The following is a 25,500-nucleotide window of genomic DNA, read 5'->3' as shown; positions in this document are numbered from 1 at the left end:
GATCGAGGGCCGGAATCCGAAAGGGTTCCGGCCCTCGGTGTTTCTCAGGGGCGGTGGCCCACCGCCTCCTCGTACAGGGTTCTGTTCACCGTCTTCGATTCCGGCAGCGGCTCGCCCTCCGCCACGCCCTGTGACGTGTACGCCGCCTGCAGCCGGTCCGTCGTGCCGGACCTGATTTCCCAGTCCATGCGCAGGGACGGGGTGGACCTGAGGATCGCCTCGTCGGTCTTCAGGAGTTTCGCCAGGTAGGTGACGAAGGTCGCATCCGACTTGTAGTCGGCCGCGAAGTAGGTGTTCACCGTGCGGATGTACGCCCGCAGCAGGGCGACCCCGGCGTCCACGTCGTCGTTCAGCAGGCCGGGACCGTAGAGCATGCCGCCCAGGGGCTCGCCGAGCGGCTGGCCGCCGAGGAAGGCGTAGCCGGGCTCCCCGTCGACCCTGCGCCAGACCGGGTCCAGGAGCCAGGCCGAGTCGACGCCGCCGTTCTGCAGGGCCGTGAGGACGTCGGCCGAACCGAGTTGCTGGTACTGGATCTCGTCGAGGCCGCCGCCGTGCTTCTCGAGGGCCTTCTCCATCGGGTACGCGATCACCGAGCCCTTGCCGATCATCGTGCCCATCCTGCGGCCGGCCATCTTCACCTGGTCGCCGGTCTCGCCGTCCTTCAGCCGTACCCACAGGCCGCTCTTCGACTTCGGGTCGGGCGAGAAGTTCGCGGCGACCCAGCGGATGTCGAAACCGCCCCGGACGCCGTTCATGACCGCCGCCTCGGGGGCCGCCCACAGCGCGTCGATGTCGCCCTTGGCGAGGAGAGGGAGCGAGTCGGGGGTCGGCAGCACCTTCAGGGTGACGTCCAGGCCCTCCTTCTTGAACTCACCCTTGTCCAGCGCCACTTGGAGCGGGGCCACGTACTCCGCGCTCAGTGTGCCCGTCGCGATCGTGAGCCTGTGGGGCTCGGGGAGAGGTGCGGGGGCGGGGGTGCCGGGCTCGCAGCGGGCCGGGGTACGGGTCGGGGCGAGGTCGGCGGGGTCCGTCCAGGAGTTCGCGCCGCAGCCCGTCACCGGGCGGACGGTCCGTGTCCCACCCCCGCCCGGCTTCGACTCCGAGCTCGTCGAATCATGTGACGCCGTGCAGGCCGGGGACGTCAGCAGGACGGCTGCGGTCAGTAGTGCGCCGTAGAACCGTGTTTTCACGACTGGCCCCTTCCGCGGTCCCTGGGTGCCCACGGGGTGAGCAGGCGGCCCACGATGCGGACCAGTTCGGAGAAGAGGACTCCCAGGGCGGCCACGCAGACGATGCCGACGAACATCAAGTCGTTCTGGAACAGGGCGCGCGAGTCGAAGATCAGGTGGCCCAGGCCGTTCGTCGCGGCGATCTGTTCCGAGGCGACGATCACCAGGACCGCCACGCCCGCCGCGATCCTGGCGCCGACCAGGACGGACGGGAGGGAGGCGGGGAGCAGGACGTGGCGGAACATCTGCCACGGTGAGGCGCCGAAGACCTGGCCCGCGTCGCGGTGGCCGGAGGGGATCGAGATCACCGCCGACATCGTCTGGATCCATACGAAGAAGAAGACCGTCGCCGCCACCAGGGCGATCTGGGGGCCCTCGCCCAGGCCGAACATGTTCAGGAAGACGGGCAGCAGGGCCAGTTTCGGGACGACGTACAGGGCGTCCAGCAGGGGTTCCAGGGCCGCCCTCACCAGGGACAGCGAGCCCATCAGAAGGCCCAGCGCGTAGCCCGTGGCCGTGCCGATCGCGTAGCCCGCCAGGACGCGCTTCGTGGTCGCCCACACGTCCGGCCACAGGTCGCCGGCCGCCGCGCGGTCCCAGCCGTCCGCGAGGATCGTGGAAGGGGCGGGGTAGACGCGGTCGTCCAGCCAGGCCTGGGTGGCGGCCAGCTGCCACAGCAGGACCAGGAGCAGGGGGACCGCTGTCGCCAGGGTCAGTTCCAGGGCTCGTCTGCGGCGGTGGGTGCGTACCGGGTGCAGCTCTTCCGGGCCCGGGCGGCGTACGAGTACGGAGACCTTCTCGGGAGCCACGGTCGTCATGCCGGTATCGCCTCCTTGCGCAGCAGGTCCCACAACTCGCTCTTGAGGGACGTGAATTGGGGCGCCGAGCGGATGTCGCCGGTGCGCGGGCGCGGGAAGGGCGGGCGGCGTTCGGCGATCAGACGGCCCGGGCGGGCGGACATCACCAGGACGCGGTCGCCGAGGACGATCGCCTCCTCCAGGCTGTGGGTGATGAAGAGGGTGGTGGTGCGCAGGGTCTGCGTGATCTCCAGCAACTCGTCCTGAAGGATCATGCGGAGTTGGGCGTCCAGGGCCGCGAACGGCTCGTCCATCAGGAGCAGTTCGGGTCCTACGGCGAGGGCGCGCGCTATCGCGACACGCTGGCGCATGCCTCCCGAGAGGGTCGCCGGGTACGCGTCGGCGAAGTCCGACAGGCCCATGCGGGCCAGCCACTCGTCGGCACGCGTGTTCGCCTCGCGGCGTGGGACGCGCTGGATGTCCAGGCCGAAGCGGACGTTGGCGCGGACGGACTTCCAGTCGTAGATGCCGTAGTCCTGGAAGATCATGGCGGCCGGGCGCGGTGCGGTCGTGCGGATCTCCAGGGTGCCCGTGCTCGGGCGGAGCAGGCCCGCCGCGATGCGCAGCAGCGTCGACTTGCCGCAGCCCGAGGGGCCGACCAGGCAGACGAACTCGCCCGCGTCGACGGTGAGGTCGAGCGGGCCGAGGGCCTCGACGGAGCGGGGCGGGCGGCCGAAGGTGCGGGTCAGGGCGGTGGCGTGGAGTTTGGGGCGCGGACGGTCCAGGATGGGCTGTGGTGGCGGTTCTCCCGCGGTGGGTTGGGGGTGCGGTTCTCCCGCGGTGGGTTCAGGGTGCGGATCTCCCACGGTTGCTCCTTGCGGAGTTCGGTACGGAGAGGGGGTGGCCGCACGACGATATGACGGTCCGTCAGATTCAGGAACCCCGTGGGCAGCACAAAGCCCCGGCGTCCGCGAGGGATGCCGGGGCTTCGTGCTGCGGTGAAGGCTGTTACGCCGCCGCGCAGTTCGGGCAGACGCCCCGGTACGTCACCTCGACGCCCGAGACGGTGAAGCCGAAGCGCTCCGAGTCGGGAAGCTCCGTCAGCGGGTCGCCCGTGGGGTGGACGTCCCGGATGGCGCCGCACTGGGCGCAGACCAGGTGGTGGTGCGGTCGGTGGGCGTTCGGGTCGTACCTCTTGGCGCGCTTGTCGGTGGCGACCTCGAGCACCTCGCCGAGGCTGACCAGCTCGCCCAGCGTGTTGTAGACGGTCGCCCGGGAGATCTCCGGGAGCTTGGCCACGGCGCGCGCGTGGACCTCGTCGGCCGTCAGGTGGACGTGTTCGCCGTCGAGGACCTCGGCCACGACGCGCCGCTGCGCGGTCATCCGCCAGCCGCGGCCGCGCAGTCGTTCCAAAAGGTCGCTCATGCGTCCCAGCCTAACAGCCGGGGACCAGAATCCGAATGGGTGTGAGTTTGGATGGCTACTGGACTTGGATCGAGTCCAGATCAGGAGCGGGCCGGTACGCGCGCTGTCGGACAGGGGCCCAGCAGCGGATGATGTCGCGGACCGAGACGATGCCCGCGGGCTCCCCGTGGTCCAGGACGATGAGGTGCCGGAAGCCGCCGTGGGTCATCGCGTGCGCCGCCTCCTCGAGGGTCCAGGTCGGGGCGGCGAAGACGACGTCGGTGGTGGTGTGGGCGTGGGCGTACTCCGCGTCCGGGCTCTGGCCGAGGCCCACGGAGTTGAGAATGTCGCGCTCGGTCAGTATGCCGATACCGGTGCCGTCGGGATCGAGGACCACGGCCGCGCCCACCCGGCGGGCGGACATCAGGGCGGCGGCCTGGCGGAGAGTGTGGGCGGGGCCGATGGTGAGGACCACCGTGCTCATGGCGTCGCGGACGAGCATGGGTTCGCAGTCACCTCCTGGGGACCGGTGCGTTAGTTCACCGGTTCACAAGTTCACAAATGAGGGTCCTCTCAGAGTCGCAGGTAAAGCGAGGGTCAACAAGAGGGCGCACGTCGCCGATTGAGGGCGTGCGTGCTCAGATGTGCTCCTCGGAAGCGTTCCTCGGTCCCTGCCAGCGGATCGCCGGCAGTGGGTCTCTAGTAGCGCTCGTTGAGATAGCCCAGGAACTCGTCGTGGAGCAGGCCGTTGGAAGCGGCCGCGTTGCCGCTGTGCGGGCCGGGACGGCCGTCGAGTCCGGTGAAGGTGCCGCCGGCCTCCGTGACGACGATCGCGTTCGCGGCCATGTCCCAGAGGGAGAGCTCCGGCTCCGCGCAGAGGTCGATCGAGCCCTCGGCGACCATCATGTACGGCCAGAAGTCGCCGTACGCGCGCGTACGCCACACCTCGCGGGTCAGGTCCAGGAAGCCGCCGAGGCGCCCCTGGTCCTCCCAGCCGGTGAGGGAGGAGTACGCGAACGAGGCGTCCGAGAGCTTGCCGATCTGGGAGACGCGCAGGCGGGTGGCGGCGGAGAGGCTGCGGCCGGTGTAGGCGCCGTGCCCCTTCGCGGCCCACCAGCGGCGGCCGAGGGCGGGGGCGGAGACCACCCCGACGACCGGCTGGTAGCCGCCCTCCGCCGCCTCCATCAGGGAGATCAGGGTGGCCCAGACGGGAACGCCCCGCACATAGTTCTTGGTGCCGTCGATGGGGTCGATGACCCAGCGGCGGGGGCCGGTGCCCTCGATGCCGAACTCCTCGCCGAGGATGGCGTCGCGGGGACGGGCGCGCTTGAGGTGGCCGCGGATGAGTTCTTCCGCCGCCTTGTCCGCCTCACTGACCGGGGTCATGTCCGGCTTTGTCTCGACCTTGAGGTCCAGTGCCTTGAAGCGGGCCATGGTGGTCGCGTCGGCCGCGTCCGCGAGGACATGGGCGAGGCTGAGGTCGTCGAGGTAGTCGGGCATGTGGCGAACGCTATCTGTCGGTGTCGGTACGGGGCCAGCGGGACCGGTGTGTGGACAGTGCGGGGGTTCGGGCCGGACAGGGGCCGGGTTCCGCTCGCCCCCGCTCGTGAGGCGCCGCCGCGCGCGCCCCTTCGTGTCCCCGCGAACCCTTGACAGTGCTCCCGTGCGCGTCAAATCTGGGCGCAGAGCTGCTTGCTCCCTGGGAGGCGCTGATGCCTGCTGCGCGGGAATCGCTGCTGGATGCCGCTTATACGGCGTTGGCGCGTCGGCCGTGGTCCGCCGTGAGGATGGTGGATGTCGCGGCGACGGCCGGGGTGTCCCGGCAGACGCTGTACAACGAGTTCGGGAGCAAGGAAGGGCTGGCCCGCGCGCTGGTCAGACGAGAGGCCGACGGGTATCTCGTCGGCGTCGACCGGGCACTCACCGTGCACGGCGACGTCCGGGAGCGGCTGACCGCGACCGCCGAGTGGACCACCGCCTCCGCCCGGGAGAACGCGCTGGTACGGGCCATGCTCACCGGCTGCTGGAGCGAGCGGCTCCCCTCGCCGACGCTCTCCCCGGTGCCGTCCTCCTCCGCGGTGCCGGCGCAGCGCCGGGCCGACGGACCACTTCCGTCCCCCGGTGACTTCGTGGCACTGGTGCGTGACCGTGCCGTGTCCGTCCTCTCCGGACCCGGTGTGCACAAGTCGGACGTCCCCGACCTCGCCCGCTCCTGCGAACTGGCCGTCCGGCTCGCCCTGTCCTGCGTGGCGGCCCCGCCGGGCGAGGGCGGCGTCGGGGACCTGGTCCGCAGCGCGCTGCACCGGCAGCCGGTGTGAAGAGCTCCAGTGGGGGGTGAAGGGTCCTAGTGCGAGGACCCCGACAGCTGGAGTCCGATCACGCCGATGATCACCATGCTGATCGAGACGATCTTCAGGGTCGAGACGATGTCGTCGAAGAAGATCATTCCGTAGATCGCGGTGCCCGCCGCGCCGATGCCGGTCCACACCGCGTACGCGGGGCCGACGTCCAGCTTCTTCAGGGACAGGGTCAGCAGGCCGAAGCTGCCGAGGGCGAAGATGCAGAACGCGATCGTCGGCCACAGCCGGGTGAAACCGTGAGAGAGCTTCAGGCACACGGCGAAACCGGTCTCGAGCAACCCGGCCACCACCACCAGCAGCCACGCCATGTGCTGTCCTCCCGTATGTCCAGCTCGGTGCGAGTATGCACTTACCGAACTCGCGTACACCCAAACAATGCGGAGGTCAGTCCCCCGGCCCTCTCCGTCAGTCCCCTTCGGTCCGCTCCCGCGTCGAGAGCAGCCGCCGCAGGGAGTACAGCCGGGCCGGATCGGCGTGACCCTCGGCCACCCACGCGTCCAGCGCGCAGTCCGGCTCATCATGACTGCACGCGCGCGGACAGCCCTCGGTTCCCGGTACCAGGTCGGGAAACGCGAGGATCACGCGGGAGGGGTCCACGTGGTGGAGGCCGAACGACCGTACGCCCGGGGTGTCGACCACCCAGCCCGCGTCGCCCGCCAGGGGAAGCGCCAGCGCCGAGGTCGTGGTGTGGCGGCCCCGCCCGGTCACCGCGTTCACATGGCCCGTCACACGGCGCTGCTCCACCGGGACCAGCGTGTTGACCAGTGTCGTCTTGCCCACGCCCGAGTGGCCGACGAAGGCCGTGATCTTGCCGTCGAGATGCTCGCGCACCACGTCCGCCGCACCGCCGTTCTCCAGCTCCTCGCGGCTGGTGACGACGTACGGGATGTCCAGGTGGCCGTACAGCTCCAGCAGCTTGTCGGGCTGGGCCAGGTCCGACTTCGTCAGGACCAGGAGGGGGGTCAGGCCGCCGTCGAAGGCAGCCACCAGGCAGCGGTCGATCAGACGCGGGCGGGGTTCCGGGTCGGCGAGGGCCGTGACGATGGCGAGCTGGTCGGCGTTGGCGACGACCACACGCTCGTAGGGATCGTCGTCGTCCGCCGTGCGCCGCAGGACCGAGGTGCGCGGCGCGATGCGGACGATGCGGGCCAGGGTGTCCTTCTCGCCGGAGAGGTCGCCGACGATGGCCACCCGGTCTCCGACGACCGCGGCCTTGCGGCCCAGTTCGCGGGCCTTCATCGCCATGACGACCGTGCCGTCGACCAGACAGGTCAGCCGGCCCCGGTCGACGGTGAGGACCATGCCCTCGACCGCTTCCTCGTGCTTGGGGCGGATGTTCGTACGCGGACGGTTGCCCTTGCGGTTCGGGCGGCTGCGGATGTCGTCCTCGTCGGTGTGCTTGCCGTAGCGGCGCATGGCGTGAGTCCCCTACGCCTTCTGGCTCCCGAGCATCCCGCTCCACATCTCCGGGAAGTCCGGCAGCGTCTTGGCCGTCGTCGCGACGTTCTCGATCTGTACGCCCTCGACCGCGAGGCCGATGATCGCTCCGGCCGTGGCCATGCGGTGGTCCTCGTAGGTGTGGAAGATCCCGCCGTGCAGCCGGCGCGGGCGGATGTGCAGCCCGTCGGCCGTCTCGGTGACGTCACCGCCGAGTTCGTTGATCTCCTTGGTGAGCGCGGCCAGCCGGTCCGTCTCGTGCAGGCGCAGATGGGACACCCCGCGCAGGGCGGAGGGGGAGTCCGCGAGGGCCGCCACGGCTGCGATGCCGGGGGTCAGCTCGCCGACCTCGCCGAGGTCGACATCGATGCCGTGGATCGCACCCGAACCGGTGAACACCAGGCCGTACTCGGTGAGTTCGCAGGAACCGCCCATCTCGGTGAAGATCTCGCGCAGCCGGTCACCCGGCTGGGTGGTGTGATGCGGCCAGTCCGGGACGACGACCTTGCCGCCGGTCACCAGCGCCGCCGCCAGGAACGGCTGGGCATTGGAGAGGTCGGGTTCGACGGTGAGGTCCCGGCCCAGCAGGGCCCCCGGCGTGACCCGCCAGACGTTCGGCTCGCCGCCCGACTCCGGGGTGTCCACCTGGGCGCCCACCGCGCGCAGCATGTCCACGGTCATCCGGATGTGCGGCATCGACGGGAGGGCGGAGCCGACGTGGCGGACCTCGACGCCCTGGTTGAAGCGCGGACCGGACAGCAGGAGCGCCGACACGAACTGGGACGACGAGGACGCGTCGATCTCGACCGGGCCGCCGTCCAGTGCGCCCCCGCCGTGCACCGTGAGCGGCAGTGCGCCGCGGCCGTCGTCGTCGATCCGGGCGCCGAGTACGCGCAGGGCGTCGATCACACCGTTCAGAGGGCGTTCGTACGACCTCGGGTCGCCGTCGAAGCGGATCGGGCCGTCGGCGAGCGCGGCGACCGGTGGCAGGAAGCGCATCACCGTGCCGGCGTTGCCGACATCGACCGTGGCCGGCCCGGCGAGGCCCGTCGGAAGCACCCGCCAGGCCTCGCCCGAGCCGTCCGGGCCCACGCCCTCCTCGATCGCCACGCCCATCGCCCGCAGGGCGCCCGCCATCAGCAGGGTGTCCCGGGAACGCAGCGGGCGGCGCAGCCAGCCGGGCTCGGAGGCGAGGGCGGCCAGCACGAGGGCTCGGTTGGTGACTGACTTCGACCCCGGCACGTGGACCGTCGCGTCGACGGCTGCGCTCGCGTGGGGGGCGGGCCAGAGGGCGGTGTCTGCGGGGTTCGAGGCCATGGGGTCCACTTTAGTGGGGGGCCGTCCGTTGGGGCCGCGCCATCGTGGCTGGTCGCGCCCCGCGGCGGAGCCGGCCCCGCACACCTGAGCCGGCTGGTCACACCTCCAGCAACCACCTTCCGCCGCCTATCAGGGAGCACAGGCTCACCGCGTGGAACAGGAACAGCCACAGCCCCGCCGGGACGTTCGTGAGGCGGGAGAGCTGGTCCGCGTCCGAGTCGCCCGCCCCGCCGCGCGCCCGCTTCGCCTGGAGCTCGAAGGCCGGACGCACCCCGCCGAGCAGCAGGAACCACACCACCGCGTACGCGAAAGCCGCCTGCACCTGGGGCCCGGCGAGCCAGGACACCACCACGAAGGTGCCGCCCGTGAGCACCACCGTCAGCGCCCCGTACGCGTTGCGGATCATCACCAGCATCACGACCAGCAGGGCCGTCGCCGCCCACAGCAGCAGGGTGATCCGGCCGGCGGCCAGCAGGGCGGCGCCGCCGAGGCCGAGCAGCGGGGGAGCGGTGTAACCGGCCGCCGCCGTGAGGATCATGCCGATCCCGTGCGGCTTGCCCCGGCTGACCGTCAGTCCGCTGGTGTCGGAGTGCAGTCGTATCCCGGTGAGCTGACGTCCCGTGAGCAGGGCGACCAGGCCGTGGCCGCCCTCGTGGGCGATGGTGATGGCATTGCGCGAGAGCCGCCACAGCGTGTGCGGGACGACTATGGCGAGCGCCGCCACCATGGTGGCCAGCACCACCCACAGGTCGGGGTCGGGCTGCAGGCCGACGAGGCGGTCCCAGAGGTCGGGCAGCGCGGTCGATGCGGTGCTGTCCATGTTTCCCGGTGGCTCCCTCTCCTCGTACGGAGTCTGGCAGTGTGGCACGTATGTGCGGACGGTATGCAGCGAGTCGTAGGCCCGAGGATCTCGCAGGAATCTTTGAGATCGAGAAGTGGGAGCCCGAGGAGACCCTGGAGCCCGACTACAACGTGGCCCCGACCAAGGAGGTTTACGCCGTCCTCGACCGCCCTCTCAAGGACGTCGAGGACCCGCGACCGGTTCGGCAGCTGCGGAAGCTGAAGTGGGGGCTGGTCCCGAGCTGGTCCAAGACCCCCGAGGGTTCTGCCCGGATGATCAACGCGCGAGCGGAGACCGTGCACGAGAAGCCGTCGTACAAGAGGGCCTTCGCCACCCGCCGTTGCATCATCCCGGCCGACGGCTACTACGAGTGGGTCACCGGGTCCGGCGAGCGGGAGCTGGAGGTCGAGGGGAAGAAGAAGCGGCCGCGCAAGCAGCCCTACTTCGTGCTGCCCGCCGACGGTTCGGTGTTCGCGATGGCCGGACTGTACGAGTTCTGGCGCGACAAGACCCTGCCCGACGACCATCCGCAGGCCTGGTGGACGACCTGCTCCGTGATCACCACCGAGGCGGAGACGGGCCCGCTGGCCGTCTCCCCGGCCGACGGCCCGCGCTCGCTCGTCGACATCCACCCCCGGATGCCGCTGATGCTGACCCCGGACCGCTGGGACACCTGGCTCGACCCGTCCCGCACCGACCTCGACGACCTGCGCTCCCTGCTCGCGCCGCCGCCCGAGGGGCTGATGCGGGCCTATCCGGTGAGCACGGCCGTCAGCAACGTCCGCAACAACGGGCCGGAGCTGCTCAAGGAGCTGGAGGGGCCGGAAGAGGGCACTCTCTTCTAACCTTCTGGTGTGAAGACCGAGATCATCAGCACCGAGGCCGGGGACGCCCGCATCACCTGGCACCCGGCGCGGAAGGCGCGGCTCCTGCTGGCCGTGAGCCATGGCGCCGGCGGCGGCATCGAGGCACGGGACCTGCAGGCGCTCGCCCAGGTGCTCCCCGGCCATGGCGTGAGCGTCGCTCTGGTCGAGCAGCCCTGGCGGGTGGCCGGAAAGAAGGTCGCGCCCGCGCCGAAGACGCTGGACGTGGGATGGCGGGGCGTCTGGCCCTCCCTCGTGACGCCCGGCCTGCCGGTGATCTCCGGCGGGCGCAGTGCCGGGGCCCGGGTCGCCTGCCGTACGGCCGTCGAGCTGGGCGCCGCCGCCGTCCTCGCCCTGAGCTTCCCGCTGCACCCGCCCGGCAAGCCGGAGAAGTCCCGTGCCGGGGAGCTGCTCGGATCCGGGGTGCCCACCCTGGTCGTACAGGGCGGCAACGACCCGTTCGGGAAGCCGGAGGAGTTCCCGGACGGATCCTTCGAACTGGCCGAGGTGCCCTACGGCGATCATGGCTTCGCCGTGCCGAAGCGGGCGCCGATCACTCCGGAGGAGGCCGTGACGGTCATCACGGACGCGGTGGTGAAGTGGGTCGGGTCACTGCGGTGAAAGCCCGGGAATGCTGAGCCGCAGACCTCTGTTGAGGCGGACAGAAGCGCTGAAGAGCAGCGCAGACCGTCGTAGGAGAGGAAGTCCGCCGCATGGGTTCGACCTTCTGCCCGAGCCGCAGCAGCCGCGCTGACCTGGACTGGACGGTGCTGCATGCGGCCAAGACCACTCCCATTCGAGGGGCGGCCGGGACGGGTAGTCGTCTATCCTCCAATTCCGGTGGTACCGGTTTCGGTGCTGCCCGGAATCTTGAGGAGGTGGGTCCGGTCACTGGGATCGACGCAGGGACCGACAACGGTCAGGCGGAGCAGCCCGAGGGCCAGGGCGCGAGCACGGAGTCGACTGCGGAGCGCACCGCGCGCTTCGAGCGGGACGCGCTCGAATTCCTCGACCAGATGTACTCGGCCGCTCTGCGCATGACGCGCAACCCGGCCGACGCCGAAGACCTGGTGCAGGAGACGTACGCCAAGGCGTACGCGTCCTTCCACCAGTTCCGTGAGGGGACCAACCTCAAGGCGTGGCTGTACCGGATCCTCACCAACACGTTCATCAACTCGTACCGCAAGAAGCAGCGCGAACCCCAGCGCTCCGCGGCCGAGGAGATCGAGGACTGGCAGCTCGCCCGCGCCGAGTCGCACATGTCGACCGGTCTGCGCTCCGCCGAGTCGCAGGCGCTCGACCACCTGCCCGACTCGGACGTGAAGGAAGCGCTCCAGGCGATCCCCGAGGAATTCCGCATCGCCGTCTACCTCGCTGACGTAGAGGGCTTTGCGTACAAGGAGATCGCGGACATCATGGGGACACCCATCGGAACGGTGATGTCCCGACTGCACCGGGGCCGCCGTCAACTGCGCGGCATGCTCGAGGACTACGCCCGTGAGCGCGGGCTCGTCCCGGCCGGTGCCGGAGAGTCGAACGAAGCGAAAGGCTCGGGCTCATGAGCTGCGGAGAGCCGCACGAGACGGACTGCAGTGAGGTCCTCGATCATCTCTACGAGTTCCTCGACAGTGAGATGCCGGACGTCGATCGCGTCAAGTTCAAGCAGCACTTCAACGAGTGCTCTCCGTGCCTGGAGAAGTACGGTCTCGAAGAGGCCGTGAAGAAGCTCGTCAAGCGGTGCTGCGGCCATGACGACGTGCCGACCGACCTGCGCTCCAAGGTGCTGGGGCGGCTCGACCTGATCCGCTCCGGACAGGCCGTGCCCGAGCACGACGTGACGGCCTCGCCGGCGACACCGCAGGAGTCCTGAGCAGTCCGGTCGTTCACTCGAACGTGCTAATCGGCAGGTGATCAGCCCACGCCGCCTCCCCTCGCCGTCCTAGGCTCCTCGCAACTGTGCGGACCTGGGGCTGGAGGGGCGAGATGGAGGCGGTGCCGGCACGCGCGCGTGCGTACGTCGCCTGTGTCGCCGTAGCCGCACTGCTCTGTCTGCTGCCGCTGCCGGCCGTACGCACCCCCTGGTGGGAGGTCGCGCTGCTCGCCGCGCTCTCCGCCGGATGTGAGCAGGTCGCCGCCCGCCGGCGGTTCGCCGGCACCTTCTATCCCGTCCTGCTCGCCGGCGCCTTTCTGCTGCCGCCCCCTGCCGCCGCCCTCGTGGCCCTGCCGGGGGCGCTGCTGTCCCCGGCCGAGCAGCGCCCGCGGGGGCTGCGCCGCCTCTGGCGGGCCGCGCAGCTCATGGTGGGTGTGTGGGCGGCCGCACGGGTGCACGGGGCGACGGGCGGCCGGGACGCGGTCGTGGCCTCCGACTTCCCGTACGCGCTGGTCCCGGCCGGGGCCGCGGTGCTCGTCTTCTGCCTGGTGCTGAGCCTGCTGGACGGGGGGATCCTGGCGCTCGCCGTGGGGGCACCTCCCACGCCTTTCGGGCAGTGGGGGAGGATTCCCGTACGGCGGGCCTGGCGCGGTCTGTTCCTCCGCTCCCTCGCTCCCGTCGCCGTACACGGGCTGGCCGGGCTCATGATGGCCGTCCTGTGGCGTAGTCCCTACGGTCCCGTCGCCGCGTTGCTCGTGCTGCTGCCGATGTGTGTGTCGTGGTGGGTGTTCGCGCAGTACCACCGGGAGCGCGCCGCCCACCAGGCCACCATCCGGGCGCTGGTGCAGGCCGTCGACATCAAGGATGAGTACACGCGCGGGCACAGCGAGCGGGTCGGGCAGGCGTCGATGATGATCGCGCGGGAGCTCGGCATGGACGACGCCCGCATCGAGGTGCTGCGGTTCGCCGGGATCCTGCACGACGTCGGGAAGCTCGGGGTGCCGACGCGGTTGCTCAGGAAGGACGGCCCGCTGACGCCGGAGGAGCGCCGGATCATCGAGCTGCATCCCGAGTACGGGCACGAGATGGTCCGGGGCATCTCCTTCCTCGGGGAGGCCCGGGCCGCCGTACTGCACCACCACGAGCGGCTGGACGGGAGCGGATACCCCTACGGGCTGATGGGGGGTCAGATCCCGGAGTCCGCGCGGGTGGTGGCCGTGGCCGACGCCTTCGACGCCATGACGTCCACCCGGTCCTACCGGCGGGCCCGGCCCGTCGGCGCCGCGCTGGAGGAGCTGGAGCGGTGCGCGGGCAGCCAGTTCGACCCACGGATGGTGACCGCCCTCGTCCGCGCCCTGTCCCGGCACGGCTGGCATCCGGCGGTCACGGCCGACGAGCCGGGTGTGCCGCGTCCTCGTCCGGAGGTCACCGGGCGGTCGGGGGTGCGCCGGTGAGCGCCCGGAGCGCGCCGAAGACGCCCTGCCGGGTGCCGCCCCTCCTCATCCTGGTCCACACCTCCGCCGCTCTCCTCGCCACCGGCTCGCTCGCCTTCGTCCTCTGGACCGGGCTCGAGGAGCGCGGCACCGCCCTCGCCTTCGGGGTGCTGATCACGGTCGGCAAGCTCAACCGGCGCAGCGGACCCCATGTCAGGGAGGCCGCGCCCCTCGGTGCCGCCGGGGCGCTGTCCTACGCCCTGCTCGGCGAGAACGCCGGTGCGCCCACGCAGCACGGCGCCGCCCAGGTCGTCACCGTCGTCCTCGCCGCCTCACTCGTCGGCAGCGTGCCGCACGTCGGACGCGGACAGGGCCCCACCGCCGACCAGCTCGCCCGCCGCGTCCTGACCGTCGGATTCGCCGCCGTGTGCTTCCAACCCCTGTACAACCAGGGGACCTTCGCGCAGTGGAGCGGTCCCGCGTACGCCCTGCTCCTGCTCGCCCTGCTCTCGCTCACCGCGCTGTGCGACGCCGTGCTCGCGGCCGCCCTGGCGCACTCCCGCACCCGCTGGCCCTTCGGCCCGCTGCTCAGGGACGAGCTGCGGGCCCTGCTCGGCATCGGGTCCGCCGTCGTGGCCACCGGCGCCGTGATGGCGCTCGCGGTCGCCGTCGCGGGACTGTGGGCACTGCCCGTCTTCTCCGTGCCCCTGCTGCTCACCCAGCTCTCCGTCCGCCGGTACGCCGCCGTCCGCTCCACCTATCGGCAGACCATCGCCTCCCTCGCCCGTGCCACCGAGATAGCCGGGTACACGCCCGCCGGGCACGCCCGCAGGGTCGCCGCGCTCAGCCGGGAGGTCGGGCGGGACCTGGGACTGTCCCGGCCCGAGCTCACCGTCCTGGAGTACGCCGCCCTCATGCACGACATCGGCCAGCTGAGCCTCGTCGACCCGGTGCCCGCGGGTGCCACCGCGGGCCTGCCCCTGGCCGAACAGCGCCGTATCGCGCTCCTCGGCGGGGCCGTCGTACGTCAGACGGGTGTGGACGCGGCCGTCGCCGTGGTCGTGGAGCGGCAGGCCGACCCCTGCCGGGAGCAGCCGCTGGCCGCGCGGATCGTGCGGGCCGTGAACGCGTACGAGGAGAAGGCGCGTGACGCCGGACCGGGCGGGCCACTGACCGCGCTCGAGGAGCTGCGCCTGGGCACCGCGGGGGACTACGCTCCGGAGGTCGTGGAGGCGCTGGCCAGGGTGCTGTCGAGAGACTGTCTGACCTCCCCCGTGACGGGGTAACCCATGGGTAATGAGCGCCCTTCCAAGCACACGTGGTTGGATGCGAGAGAGAGGGTGTCCGGGGGCACAGCCAGCCCAATCGACGGAACTGGCAGGCGGGAATCGTGAGGATCTTCGGCAAGGGACGGCACCGGCCCTCCGCCTCCTGGCGGCAGGCCACGGACCGCGCGTTCACGCTGATCGGCGACGGTCGGTACGAGGACGCGGGCGCGCTGCTGACACGTGCCGCGGACCTGGAGCCGTGGCTGTCCGAGTCCTGGTTCAACCTCGCCCTGCTCCACAAGTTCCGGCACGACTGGGAGCAGGCGCGGGCCGCGGGCCTCAGGGCCGTGGCGCTGCTCGACCGGGAGACCGGGGCGCCCGACTGGTGGAACGTCGGCATCGCCGCGACCGCGCTCCAGGACTGGTCGCTGGCGCGGCGGGCCTGGCAGGCGTACGGGCTGCGGGTGCCCGGTGGGGCGACCGCGGCCGGTGAGCCGCTCGGCATGGACCTCGGCAGCGCGGCCGTACGGCTGTCTCCCGAGGGGGAGGCCGAGGTGGTCTGGGGGCGGCGGCTCGACCCGGCCCGGATCGAGGTGCTGTCCATTCCGCTGCCGTCCTCCGGGCGGCGCTGGGGCGAGGTCGCGCTGCACGACGGGGTCCCGCACGGCGAGCGGACCACGGCGTCCGGGCATGCCTATCCCGTGTTCGACGAGATCGAGCTGTGGGCTCCCTCACCCGTCCCCACCTGGGTGGTCCTCCTGGAGGCGGCCACCGAGGCGGACCGGGACGCGCTGGAGCAGCTCGCGGCGGACGCCGGGTTCGCGGCGGAGGACTGGTCGTCGTCGGTGCGGTTGCTGTGCCGGATGTGCTCCGAGTCGCGGATGCCGTCGGACGAGGGCGACGGGGAGCACCTGGACCCCCATGACCACAGCGAACCGGGACACCCCGGGCCGCTGGGGCACCGCACGGACGGTCAGCTGTGGGTGCCGGAGCGGGAGTGCGGGGTGGCTGCGCCGGCCTCGCTGGTTCGGGGACTGCTCGACGGGTGGGTCGCGGACAGCCCGGACTCCAGGGACTGGCGGGATCTCGAAGAGGTCTGCTGACCGTTCGCCGTACCCTGTATCAGCGTCACACCCTCTTTGTTCTTTGTTTGTGCAGGAAGGCGATCCGTAGGTCATGGCCCAGCAGGACACCGATCAGCAGCACGCGGGCGTGCTCCCCGTCGACGACGACGGGTTCGTCATCGACACCGAGGACACGGAGGAGCGGGAGAACGCCTGGCGTGAGCGCGGCACCTCGCGGCCCATCACCGTCGTCGGGAACCCCGTGCTGCACAAGGAGTGCAAGGACGTCACCGAGTTCGGTGAGGAGCTCGACCAGCTGGTCGCGGACATGTTCGCCAGCCAGCGCACCGCCGAGGGTGTCGGCCTCGCCGCCAACCAGATCGGCGTCGACCTGAAGGTCTTCGTGTACGACTGCCAGGACGACGAGGGGCGGCGGCACGTGGGTGTCGTGTGCAACCCGAAGCTCGTGGACCTGCCCGCGGACAAGCGCCGCCTCGACGACAGCAACGAGGGCTGTCTGTCGGTGCCCACCGCGTACGCGCCGCTCGCCCGCCCCGACTACGCCGAGGTCACCGGGCAGGACGAGAAGGGCAACCCGGTCAAGGTCCGTGGCACCGGCTACTTCGCCCGGTGTCTGCAGCACGAGACCGACCATCTGTACGGCTACCTCTACATCGACCGGCTCTCCAAGCGCGAACGCAAGGACGCGCTGCGGCAGATGGCCGAGAGCGAGCCCCGCTACCCCGTGGTCGCGAACGACTGACGTCCCACGACTCCCGCCCGCACGGCGCCTGTTCAGGAATCACTCCCCGAACAGGCGCCGTTCGCATGTGCGTCGCACGTTCGATCGGATGTGCTCACATAGTGATCCAATTCGAGTCACACATAGGGAGAATCCCGACACTGCGGGGTAGTGAATGAAGCAAATCCGTTCCCAGAATGGTCAGTTGTGGTGCTGAATGGGAAGTGCGGGGATACGCAACGGCGCACGCCCGGTTCAGCGGCAGGGGCATGCGTCAACTGGCGGCTGGAAGGGGTTTGTTCGTGCCTGCTTTCCCACACAGCACCACATCGACGCCGACGGCGATCGCGGTTCCACCGTCGCTCTCTCTCCCGGTGATCGAGGCAGCGTTTCCCAGGCAACTGCATCCGTATTGGCCCAGGCTCCAGGAGAACACCCGTGCCTGGCTTCTGGAAAATCGGCTCATGCCGGCGGACAAGGTGGCGGAATATGCCGACGGACTGTGCTACACGGACCTCATGGCGGGGTACTACCTCGGCGCCCCGGACGCGGTCCTCCAGGCGATAGCGGACTTCAGTGCGTGGTTCTTCGTCTGGGACGACCGGCACGACCGCGACATCGTCCACCGCCGTCCGCGCGCGTGGCGGCGGCTGAGGTTCCGGTTGCACGCGGCGCTCGACTCCCCACGGCGTCATCTGCACCACGAGGACCCGCTGGTCGCCGCCTTCGCCGACAGCATGGTGCGGCTGTACTCGTTCCTGCCGAGGGCATGGAACACCAGGTTCGCCGGGCACTTCCACGAGGTGATCGAGGCCTACGACCGGGAATTCCACAATCGCACCAGAGGAATCATCCCCCCGGTCGGTGAATACCTGGCACTGCGCCGCCTCACCTTCGCGCACTGGATCTGGACGGATCTGCTGGAGCCGTGCGCGGGACGTGAACTGCCGGACGGGATAAGGAAACACCCGGCGTACCGGCGGGCGGCGCTGTTGAGCCAGGAATTCGCCGCCTGGTACAACGACCTCTGTTCGCTGCCCAAGGAAATCGCGGGAGACGAGGTCCACAATCTCGGCATCAGTCTCATCAAACACGAGGGGCTGACCCTCGAAGAGGCGATCCGGGAAATGCGGCGGCTGGTCGAGAAATGCGTGGACGCATTCCTCGTCGCCGAGGCCGACGCCCTCCGTTTCGCCGACGGCCTCGACGACGGCACCGTGCGGGGAAAGGAACTGAGCGCCGCCGTCCGGGCCTGCGTCCGCAATATGCGCAACTGGTTCAGCACCGTCTACTGGTTCCACCACGAGTCCGGCCGTTACATGGTCGACAGCTGGGACGACCGGTCCACGCCCCCGTACGTCAACAACGAAGCGGCAGGTGAGAAATGACCGTCGAATCCGTGAAACCCGAAGCCACGGTGGCTCCCGAGTTGCGTGAGCCGCCGTTCGCGGGCGGGCGCGTCCCCGTCCTCGGCCACGGCTGGCGGATGGTCCGCGATCCGCTGAGCTTCATGTCCGGGCTCCGGCGGCACGGCGATGTCGTACGCCTCAGGCTCGGCCCCAAGACGGTGTACGCGCCCACCACCCCGGAACTGACCGGAGCGGTGGCGCTCAACCCGGACTTCATCATCGCCGGGCCGCTGTGGGAGTCCCTGGAGGGACTGGTCGGCAAGGAGGGCGTGGCCACCGCCAACGGCCCCCAGCACCGGCGGCAGCGGCGCGTCATCCAGCCCGCCTTCCGGCTCGACGCCATCCCGGCGTACGGGCCGATCATGGAAGAGGAGGCGCATGCGCTCGCCGAGCGCTGGCGGCCCGGTGAGACCGTCGACTGCACCTCCGAGGCCTTCCGGGTCGCCGTGCGGGTCGCGGCCCGCTGTCTGCTGCGCGGGGACTTCATGGACGAGCGCGCCGAACGGCTGTGCGTCGCGCTCGCCACCGTCTTCCGGGGCATGTACCGGCGGATGGTGATACCCGCGGGGCCGCTGTACCGGCTGCCCCTGCCGCCCAACCGAAAATTCAATCGAGCGCTGGCCGATTTGCATCTCCTCGTCGACGAGATCGTCGCCGAGCGCAGGGCATCCGGTCAAAAGCCGGACGATTTGCTGACGGCATTGCTGGAGGCGAAGGACGAGAATGGCGAGCCCATCGGGGAACAGGAGGTGCACGACCAGGTCGTCGCGATACTCACCCCCGGCAGCGAAACCGTCGCGGCCACGGTCATGTGGTTGCTCCAGGCTCTCGCCGCACACCCGGAACATGCGGACAAGATCTGCGCGGAAGTCGAATCGGTCACCGGCGGACGTCCCGTGGCATTCGAGGACGTCCGGGCGCTCACGTACACGAACTATCTGGTGATCGAGGTCATGCGTTTACGGCCCGCCGTGTGGATATTGACGCGGCGGGCGGTGCGGGACACGGAACTCGGTGGCTGTCGCATTCCGGCCGGGGCCGACATCGTGTACAGCCCGTATGCGATCCAGCGCGATCCGAAGTCGTACGACGACAGCGAGGAGTTCGATCCCCTGCGCTGGAGTCCCGAGCGGGCCAAGTCCGTGCCGAAACACGCCATGAGTCCGTTCAGCACGGGTAACCGGAAGTGCCCGAGCGACCATTTCTCGATGGCCCAGCTGACGCTGATCACGGCGTCGCTGGCCCGGAAGTACCGCTTCGAGCAGGTGCCCGGATCCGACGACACGCCACGGGTGGGCATCACACTGAAGCCGGCCGGGCTGTTGCTGAAACCCGTGCCGCGGAGGTAGGTCAGGCGGCCGCCTCCGGGCCCTGGAAGGTGCGCCGGTAGGCGTTCGGGGTGGTGCCCACCGCGCGCAGGAACTGGTGACGCAGCGCGGCCGCGGTGCCGAAACCCGCCCGGCCGGCGATCGCGTCCACCGTCTCGTCCGTCGCCTCCAGCAGCCGCTGGGCCAGCAGCACCCGCTGGCGCAGGATCCAGCGGTAGGGAGTCGTACCCGTCTCCTGCTGGAAGCGGCGGGCGAAGGTGCGCGGGGACATGTGCGCGCGCTCGGCGAGCTGCTCGACGGTGACCTCCTCGTCGAGATGCCGCTCCATCCACACGAGCACCTCACCCACGGTGTCGCACTGCGACCGGGGCAGCGGCCGCTCGATGTACTGCGCCTGCCCGCCGTCCCGGTGCGGTGGTACGACCATGCGCCGGGCGATCTTGTTGGCGACCTCGGTGCCCTGCTCCTTGCGCACGATGTGCAGACAGGCGTCGATACCGGCGGCGGTGCCCGCGGAGGTGATCACCGGGTCCTCGTCGACGTACAGGACGTCCGGCTCGACCGTCAGCCGCGGATACGCGAGCGCGAGCTCCTCCGCGTGGTGCCAGTGCACGGCGCAGCGCCGGCCGTCGAGCAGTCCGGCCGCGGCGAGCACGAAGACACCGGAGCACACGCTGAGCACCCGTGCCCCGCGGTCGACCGCGTTGCGCAGGGCCTCGAGCAGCTCGGGCGGGAAGTCCCGCGTCTCGTAGCGGGCGCAGGCCGGCACGGCGATCAGGTCGGCCGACTCCAGCCGCTCCAGGCCATGCTCGACGTGTACGGCGAAGCCCGCCCGCGAGGTCAGCGTCGGGCCCTCGGCCGAGGCGACCGCGAAGTCGTACACGGGCAGTCCGTCGTCGCTGCGGTCAGTGCCGAAGACCTCGCAGACGACACCGAGTTCGAAGGGATTCACACCGTCCAGGACGACGGCGGCCACGTTCTTCAGCATGCTGCCAGTGTGCCTCAGAAGTGGCAGTAAATCGAGGGTCCACGGCAGTCCTGCCACTGTTCGTAAGGAGTCTGCGGCGCGACAGTAGTGACATGACTTCAGCGCAGACAGAAGGACTGATCGCCATGTTGACCGTGTTCGCCATCTTCGTCCTCCTGGTCCTCCCGTCGGTGATCGGGATCCTGCACGACAAGCGGGTCGACCGTCAGATCAGGCAGGCGCACGAGTACCGGACCGCACACGGGGCGACCCGAACGGTCTAATCTCTCCTGGATCAACAACAGGGGAGGAACATGAGACACAGACTGTGGGCCGTGGCAGGCGGGGCGGCAGCCCTGACCCTGCTCACGGCCACCGCGGCCCATGCCGAGGGCGAGGGTGACATCAGGGTCACCAAGACCGTCGTCAACAAGGGCAACAACGTCATCGTCGGTACGGCGCAGACCATCACGTTCCCGATAGCCGTCACCATCAAGGACGACTCGGGCGCCAAGAAGATCACGCATCTCAGTACGTTCAACAAGTCCACCCCCTACGGCTTCTTCAGTTGGAACGGCGACTCTTCCTGTGTGAGGCAGAGCTCGACGACGTCGGTGTGCACCGGCACGATGACGGTCGACCCCGCATGGATCGCCGACAGCGACGACATCGACAGCAACAAGCTCGCCGGTGTCTGGGCGGTCGCCGCCATCGTCAAGGCCAACGACGGCGACTACTGGATCTACGACGACATCGCCCAGTACAAGGTCAAGCGCGCCGCCAAGCTCACCACGGACGCGACCCCCGAACCCGTCGCCAAGGGCTCCCAGCTCACCGTCAAGGGCAAGCTCTCCCGGGCCAACTGGGAGGACCTGAAGTACCACGGCTACCCGGGCCAGACGGTCAAGCTGCAGTTCCGCGCGGCCGGCGCCGCCCACTACAGCACCGTCAAGACCGTGAAGACGGACAACGTGGGGCGGCTCAGCACCAAGGTGACCGCCACGTCGGCGGGCAACTGGCGCTGGTACTTCCCCGGCACCACGACGACCTCGTTGAAGGTGTCGGCCGGGGACGCGGTCACACTCAGGTGACCAGCACGGCGACCCACCACTCCTGAATTCCCTTGCACGAGACCCGGCCGGTCTCGGTGGCGCACAGGGGGCGCTGTGAACTCAGCCGCACCTGTCCCGCCGAGACCGCCTTGTACGCGGAACTCGCGTCGCCGGGCAGCAGGACGATGCCGCTGTTGGTGGCCTCCAGGCCACTGCCGTCGACGGCGACCGGCTTCCAGGGGCGGCTCTTCGTCCCGTCCAGTGAGATCCGGATCGTGTCGCCCACCGCGAGGCAGACCGTACTGCCGCTGTCGGCCGCGTCGAGCTCCGAGGCGGACGTGCAGTCCGGCGACGAGGGCGACGGCGACGAGGGCGACGGCGACGAGGGTGACGACGAGGGCGGCGGCGACACGGTGTCGCTGCCGCCCCCTTCGTTTCCGGCCTGGGTCCCGCACCCCGCGAGCAGCAGTGTCAGTGCCGCCGAGGCGAGGGCGGTGCGGTGGGTCGTAGGGCGCATGGGGTGGCCTCCTCGTCGATGAGACGTGCCGCACGCGTACCCGGATCCACTGATTCTTGAAGGTGTCCCGTCAGAAGTCCTCGTCCAGGTCGACCGTGCCCTCCACCGCCACCTGATACGCGGACGGACGCCGCTCGAAGAAGTTGGTCAGCTCCTGGACGCCCTGGAGCTCCATGAAGGAGAACGGGTTCTCCGAGCCGTACACCGGGGCGAAGCCGAGGCGCGTCAGGCGCTGGTCGGCGACGCACTCCAGGTACTGCCGCATCGACTCGGTGTTCATGCCCGGCAGCCCGTCGCCGCACAGGTCGCGCGCGAACTGCAGCTCCGCCTCGACGGCCTCCGCCAGCATGTCGGTCACCTGCTGCCGGAGCCGGTCGTCGAACAGCTCCGGCTCCTCCTTGCGGACGGTGTCGACCACGTCGAAGGCGAAGGACATGTGCATGGTCTCGTCGCGGAACACCCAGTTGGTGCCGGTGGCGAGACCGTGCAGCAGGCCCCGGCTGCGGAACCAGTAGACGTACGCGAAGGCGCCGTAGAAGAACAGGCCCTCGATGCACGCGGCGAAGCAGATCAGGTTGAGAAGGAAGCGGCGGCGGTCGGACTGGGTCTGCAGACTGTCCAGCTTCTCGACCTCGTTGATCCACCTGAAGCAGAACTCCGCCTTCTCGCGGATCGAGGGGATGCTCTCGACGGCGTCGAAGGCCGCGGCCCGGTCCTCCGGGTCGGGGAGGTAGGTGTCGAGGAGCGTCAAGTAGAACTGGACGTGGACGGCCTCCTCGAAGAGCTGGCGGCTCAGATAGAGCCGCGCCTCGGGGGAGTTGATGTGCTTGTACAGCGTCAGCACCAGGTTGTTCGCGACGATCGAGTCGCCCGTCGCGAAGAAGGCCACCAGGCGGCCGATGAGGTGCTGTTCGGTGGGGCTGAGCTTCGCCAGGTCGGAGACGTCCGAGTGGAGGTCGACCTCCTCGACGGTCCAGGTGTTCTTGATGGCATCCCGGTAGCGCTCGTAGAAGTCGGGGTAGCGCATGGGGCGCAGAGTCAGCTCGAAGCCGGGGTCGAGCAGGTTCTGGGCAGTCATAACAGTCGGCGCGAAGCGCCGTCCTCCAGGGGTGGTGGTCGGGTGGCGGGTGGGAATTACTGGCAGGCCTCGCAGGACTCGGGGTTCTCAAGGGAGCAGGCGACCGCTTCTTCGGGGGCCGGCTGCTGTACGGGGACCGTCGCCTGTGCGGCACGGGCGATACGGGTCGCCGGGCGCGAGCGCAGGTAGTACGTCGTCTTCAGCCCGGACTTCCAGGCGTACGCGTACATCGAGGAGAGCTTGCCGATGGTCGGCGTCTCCAGGAACAGGTTCAGGGACTGGGACTGGTCGAGGAACGGGGTCCGCGCCGCGGCCATGTCGATCAGACCGCGCTGCGGGATCTCCCACGCCGTGCGGTACAGCGCCCGTACGTCCTCGGGGATCCACGCGAAGCCCTGCACCGAGCCGTTCGCGTCGCGCAGCGCCTCACGGGTGCGGGCGTCCCAGACACCGAGCTGCTTCAACTCGGCCACCAGGTACGAGTTGACCTGGAGGAACTCCCCGGACAGCGTCTCGCGCTTGAACAGGTTGGAGACCTGCGGCTCGATGCACTCGTACACACCGGCGATCGACGCGATGGTGGCGGTGGGCGCGATGGCGAGGAGCAGGGAGTTGCGCAGTCCGGTGACGGCGATACGGTCGCGCAGGGCCGCCCACCGCTCGGGCCAGGTGAGTTCGACGCCGTAGTGGTCGGGGTGCAGGACGCCCTGGGCGGTACGGGTCTTCTCCCAGGCCGGCAGCGGGCCGCCGCGCTCGGCGAGGTCGGCGGAGGCCTCGTAGGCGGCGAGCATGACGCGCTCGGCGATCCGGGTGGAGAGTTCCTTCGCCTCGGGGGAGTCGAAGGGGAGCCGCAGCTTGAAGAAGACGTCCTGGAGGCCCATCGCGCCTAGGCCGACCGGGCGCCACTTGGCGTTGGACCGTCCGGCCTGCTCGGTCGGGTAGAAGTTGATGTCGACGACCCGGTCGAGGAAGGTCACGGCGGTGCGGACGGTGGCGTCCAGCCGCTCCCAGTCGATGCCGTCGCCGGTGACGAACGCGCCCAGGTTCACGGACCCCAGGTTGCACACCGCCGTCTCCCCGTCGTCCGTGACCTCCAGGATCTCCGTGCAGAGGTTGGAGGAGTGGACGACATGGCCCGGGGTGGCCGTCTGGTTGGCCGTGCGGTTGGCGGCGTCCTTGAAGGTCATCCAGCCGTTGCCGGTCTGCGCGAGGGTGCGCATCATGCGGCCGTAGAGGTCACGGGCGGAGATGGTCTTGCGGGCGAGCCCGTCCGCCTCGGCCTTCCGGTACGCGGCGTCGAACTCCTCGCCCCACAGGTCGACCAGCTCGGGCACGTCGGCGGGGGAGAAGAGGGACCACTCGGCGTCCGCGTTCACCCGGCGCATGAACTCGTCCGGAACCCAGTGCGCGAGGTTCAGGTTGTGCGTACGGCGGGCGTCCTCACCGGTGTTGTCCCTGAGCTCCAGGAACTCCTCGATGTCGGAGTGCCAGGTCTCCAGGTAGACCGCGGCCGCGCCCTTGCGCCGGCCTCCCTGGTTCACGGCGGCGACCGAGGCGTCGAGCGTCTTCAGGAACGGGACGATGCCGTTGGAGTGTCCGTTGGTGCCGCGGATCAGCGAACCACGGCTGCGGATACGGGAGTACGACAGACCGATGCCGCCGGCGTGCTTCGAGAGGTTGGCGACCTGGTGGTAGCGGTCGTAGATGGAGTCGAGCTCGTCCTTCGGGGAGTCGAGGAGGTAGCAGGACGACATCTGGGGGTGCCGGGTGCCGGAGTTGAAGAGGGTGGGGGAGGAGGGCAGGTAGTCCAGGCGGCTCATGAGCGCGTAGAGCGCGGCGACTTCGTCCAGTGCCCTGACCGTGTCGTCCTCGGCGAGGCCGGACGCCACCCGGAGCAGGAAGTGCTGGGGCGTCTCGATCACCTTGCGGGTGAGCGGGTGCCTGAGGAGGTACCGGCTGTGGAGGGTCCGGAGGCCGAAGTAGCCGAAGCGGTCGTCGGCGTCGGTGTCGACCAGAGCGTCGAGCCGCTCGGCGTGGATCCGCACGAACTCGGCGGTGCGGTCGGCGATGAGGCCCTCGCGGTGTCCGACGGCGACCGATCCGGTGAACGACGTGACGCCCTGCGAGGCGGCCTCCGCGGCGATGCTGATCGTCAGCAGCCGGGCGGCCAGCCGCGAGTAGGCGGGGTCCTCGGAGATGAGGCCGGCCGCCGCCTCGGTGGCCAGCTCGCGCAGCTCCGTCACGTCCGCCCGGGCGGACCGGCCGCGGAGCGTGGCGGCGGCGACCCGTCCGGGGTCGGCGTCGGGGAGGTCGGCGGTCAGCTCGGTCAGGGTCCGCAACAGGGCGGTTCCGGGACCGTCTTCGTCCACAGGGGTGGTCGTGGCCGCTGAAGCCGGTTCGGCTGGCGCGATGGTCACGTGGGGCTCTCCCTCGCTGGGCACGGGGCCTTGCGGAGGGCAGGGGGCAGCACACGAGCGCACGCGGCGTCGCGCCCACCGGCCCACTCCACGAGGCCCGGACGGCA

General features: G+C 70.1%; 27 protein-coding genes. 13 read left to right on the top strand and 14 right to left on the bottom strand.

What is annotated here, in order from left to right; genetic code table 11:
• Positions 1-44: 44 nt before the first annotated feature.
• From M2157_RS17190 to hisN, 6 genes are all read right to left on the bottom strand, one after another.
• The gene (locus M2157_RS17190; protein ID WP_280862657.1) at positions 45-1,190 is read right to left on the bottom strand and encodes an ABC transporter substrate-binding protein; all 1,146 of its coding nucleotides are present in this window, start codon (positions 1,188-1,190) and stop codon (positions 45-47) included.
• Entirely contained in the window at positions 1,187-2,047 is an 861-nt protein-coding gene (locus M2157_RS17185) for an ABC transporter permease (protein WP_280865662.1), read from the bottom strand. Before M2157_RS17185 ends, M2157_RS17190 begins: the two co-directional genes overlap by 4 nt.
• On the bottom strand, positions 2,044-2,811 hold the full coding sequence (locus M2157_RS17180; protein WP_280868217.1) for an ABC transporter ATP-binding protein: 768 nt from the start codon (positions 2,809-2,811) through the stop codon (positions 2,044-2,046). The genes M2157_RS17185 and M2157_RS17180 overlap by 4 nt, the downstream gene beginning before the upstream one ends.
• Before the next feature lie 223 nt (positions 2,812-3,034).
• Positions 3,035-3,451, bottom strand: coding sequence for a Fur family transcriptional regulator (locus M2157_RS17175; protein WP_007384586.1), 417 nt, complete (start codon positions 3,449-3,451; stop codon positions 3,035-3,037).
• A 55-nt stretch (positions 3,452-3,506) separates the two neighbouring features.
• Positions 3,507-3,932 carry a CBS domain-containing protein gene (locus M2157_RS17170; RefSeq protein WP_280865661.1) on the bottom strand — a complete coding sequence of 142 codons (426 nt, stop codon included), beginning with the start codon at positions 3,930-3,932 and terminating at the stop codon, positions 3,507-3,509.
• 197 nt (positions 3,933-4,129) lie between these two features.
• The gene (gene hisN, locus M2157_RS17165; RefSeq protein WP_280862655.1) at positions 4,130-4,930 is read right to left on the bottom strand and encodes a histidinol-phosphatase; all 801 of its coding nucleotides are present in this window, start codon (positions 4,928-4,930) and stop codon (positions 4,130-4,132) included.
• Between the two features lie 212 nt (positions 4,931-5,142).
• Between hisN and M2157_RS17160 the strand changes: the two genes are divergently transcribed.
• Positions 5,143-5,748, top strand: a complete 606-nt coding sequence (locus M2157_RS17160; protein WP_280862654.1) for a TetR/AcrR family transcriptional regulator — start codon at positions 5,143-5,145, stop codon at positions 5,746-5,748.
• A 26-nt stretch (positions 5,749-5,774) separates the two neighbouring features.
• Here the strand turns inward: M2157_RS17160 and M2157_RS17155 are convergent, their stop codons facing one another.
• From M2157_RS17155 to M2157_RS17140, 4 genes are all read right to left on the bottom strand, one after another.
• A complete protein-coding gene (locus M2157_RS17155) occupies positions 5,775-6,098 on the bottom strand; it encodes a multidrug efflux SMR transporter (protein WP_280862653.1) in 324 nt (107 codons plus the stop codon).
• A 97-nt stretch (positions 6,099-6,195) separates the two neighbouring features.
• A complete protein-coding gene (gene rsgA / locus M2157_RS17150) occupies positions 6,196-7,206 on the bottom strand; it encodes a ribosome small subunit-dependent GTPase A (RefSeq protein WP_280862652.1) in 1,011 nt (336 codons plus the stop codon).
• A gap of 12 nt (positions 7,207-7,218) precedes the next feature.
• Positions 7,219-8,544: a 3-phosphoshikimate 1-carboxyvinyltransferase gene (gene aroA / locus M2157_RS17145; protein WP_280865660.1), complete on the bottom strand. Its 1,326-nt coding sequence runs from the start codon at positions 8,542-8,544 to the stop codon at positions 7,219-7,221.
• A 97-nt stretch (positions 8,545-8,641) separates the two neighbouring features.
• Positions 8,642-9,364, bottom strand: coding sequence for a M50 family metallopeptidase (locus tag M2157_RS17140; protein WP_266522155.1), 723 nt, complete (start codon positions 9,362-9,364; stop codon positions 8,642-8,644).
• Between the two features lie 50 nt (positions 9,365-9,414).
• Here M2157_RS17140 and M2157_RS17135 point away from each other — a divergent pair, with 50 nt between their 5' ends.
• From M2157_RS17135 to M2157_RS17090, 10 genes are all read left to right on the top strand, one after another.
• Positions 9,415-10,230, top strand: a complete 816-nt coding sequence (locus tag M2157_RS17135) for an SOS response-associated peptidase (protein WP_280862650.1) — start codon at positions 9,415-9,417, stop codon at positions 10,228-10,230.
• Between the two features lie 9 nt (positions 10,231-10,239).
• A complete protein-coding gene (locus tag M2157_RS17130) occupies positions 10,240-10,869 on the top strand; it encodes an alpha/beta family hydrolase (protein ID WP_280862649.1) in 630 nt (209 codons plus the stop codon).
• A gap of 257 nt (positions 10,870-11,126) precedes the next feature.
• Positions 11,127-11,810 carry an RNA polymerase sigma factor SigR gene (sigR, locus tag M2157_RS17125; RefSeq protein ID WP_007384596.1) on the top strand — a complete coding sequence of 228 codons (684 nt, stop codon included), beginning with the start codon at positions 11,127-11,129 and terminating at the stop codon, positions 11,808-11,810.
• A complete protein-coding gene (gene rsrA / locus M2157_RS17120; RefSeq protein WP_062046121.1) occupies positions 11,807-12,118 on the top strand; it encodes a mycothiol system anti-sigma-R factor in 312 nt (103 codons plus the stop codon). The genes sigR and rsrA overlap by 4 nt, the downstream gene beginning before the upstream one ends.
• Positions 12,119-12,231: 113 nt before the next feature.
• Positions 12,232-13,572: an HD-GYP domain-containing protein gene (locus M2157_RS17115; protein ID WP_280862648.1), complete on the top strand. Its 1,341-nt coding sequence runs from the start codon at positions 12,232-12,234 to the stop codon at positions 13,570-13,572.
• Positions 13,569-14,837, top strand: coding sequence for an HD domain-containing protein (locus tag M2157_RS17110; protein WP_280865659.1), 1,269 nt, complete (start codon positions 13,569-13,571; stop codon positions 14,835-14,837). Before M2157_RS17115 ends, M2157_RS17110 begins: the two co-directional genes overlap by 4 nt.
• Before the next feature lie 104 nt (positions 14,838-14,941).
• Positions 14,942-15,922 carry a hypothetical protein gene (locus M2157_RS17105; RefSeq protein ID WP_280862646.1) on the top strand — a complete coding sequence of 327 codons (981 nt, stop codon included), beginning with the start codon at positions 14,942-14,944 and terminating at the stop codon, positions 15,920-15,922.
• 73 nt (positions 15,923-15,995) lie between these two features.
• On the top strand, positions 15,996-16,646 hold the full coding sequence (def, locus tag M2157_RS17100) for a peptide deformylase (protein ID WP_280862645.1): 651 nt from the start codon (positions 15,996-15,998) through the stop codon (positions 16,644-16,646).
• Between the two features lie 281 nt (positions 16,647-16,927).
• Positions 16,928-18,013 carry an epi-isozizaene synthase gene (gene cyc1, locus M2157_RS17095; protein ID WP_280865658.1) on the top strand — a complete coding sequence of 362 codons (1,086 nt, stop codon included), beginning with the start codon at positions 16,928-16,930 and terminating at the stop codon, positions 18,011-18,013.
• Positions 18,010-19,383: a cytochrome P450 gene (locus tag M2157_RS17090; protein WP_280862643.1), complete on the top strand. Its 1,374-nt coding sequence runs from the start codon at positions 18,010-18,012 to the stop codon at positions 19,381-19,383. The genes cyc1 and M2157_RS17090 overlap by 4 nt, the downstream gene beginning before the upstream one ends.
• Before the next feature lies 1 nt (position 19,384).
• Here the strand turns inward: M2157_RS17090 and M2157_RS17085 are convergent, their stop codons facing one another.
• A complete protein-coding gene (locus tag M2157_RS17085) occupies positions 19,385-20,350 on the bottom strand; it encodes a helix-turn-helix domain-containing protein (protein WP_280862642.1) in 966 nt (321 codons plus the stop codon).
• A gap of 92 nt (positions 20,351-20,442) precedes the next feature.
• Between M2157_RS17085 and M2157_RS17080 the strand changes: the two genes are divergently transcribed.
• Complete coding sequence (locus tag M2157_RS17080; RefSeq protein WP_280862641.1) at positions 20,443-20,613, top strand: hypothetical protein; 171 nt, start codon at positions 20,443-20,445, stop codon at positions 20,611-20,613.
• Between the two features lie 30 nt (positions 20,614-20,643).
• A complete protein-coding gene (locus M2157_RS17075) occupies positions 20,644-21,420 on the top strand; it encodes a hypothetical protein (RefSeq protein ID WP_280862640.1) in 777 nt (258 codons plus the stop codon).
• Here M2157_RS17075 and M2157_RS17070 read toward each other — a convergent pair.
• The 3 genes from M2157_RS17070 to M2157_RS17060 form a co-directional block, all read right to left on the bottom strand.
• Complete coding sequence (locus tag M2157_RS17070) at positions 21,413-21,898, bottom strand: hypothetical protein (RefSeq protein ID WP_280865657.1); 486 nt, start codon at positions 21,896-21,898, stop codon at positions 21,413-21,415. The genes M2157_RS17075 and M2157_RS17070 overlap by 8 nt on opposite strands.
• A gap of 70 nt (positions 21,899-21,968) precedes the next feature.
• Positions 21,969-22,976 (bottom strand): ribonucleotide-diphosphate reductase subunit beta, encoded by a 1,008-nt coding sequence (locus tag M2157_RS17065; protein ID WP_280865656.1) that lies wholly within the window; start codon positions 22,974-22,976, stop codon positions 21,969-21,971.
• A 56-nt stretch (positions 22,977-23,032) separates the two neighbouring features.
• On the bottom strand, positions 23,033-25,393 hold the full coding sequence (locus M2157_RS17060) for a ribonucleoside-diphosphate reductase subunit alpha (protein ID WP_280865655.1): 2,361 nt from the start codon (positions 25,391-25,393) through the stop codon (positions 23,033-23,035).
• Positions 25,394-25,500: the final 107 nt, after the last annotated feature.

Origin of the sequence: Streptomyces sp. SAI-127, from assembly GCF_029894425.1 — a bacterium.
Classification (GTDB): Bacteria; Actinomycetota; Actinomycetes; order Streptomycetales; family Streptomycetaceae; genus Streptomyces.
Note: the sequence above shows the minus strand (reverse complement) of the source record. Positions and strands in the feature narration are given on the sequence as shown.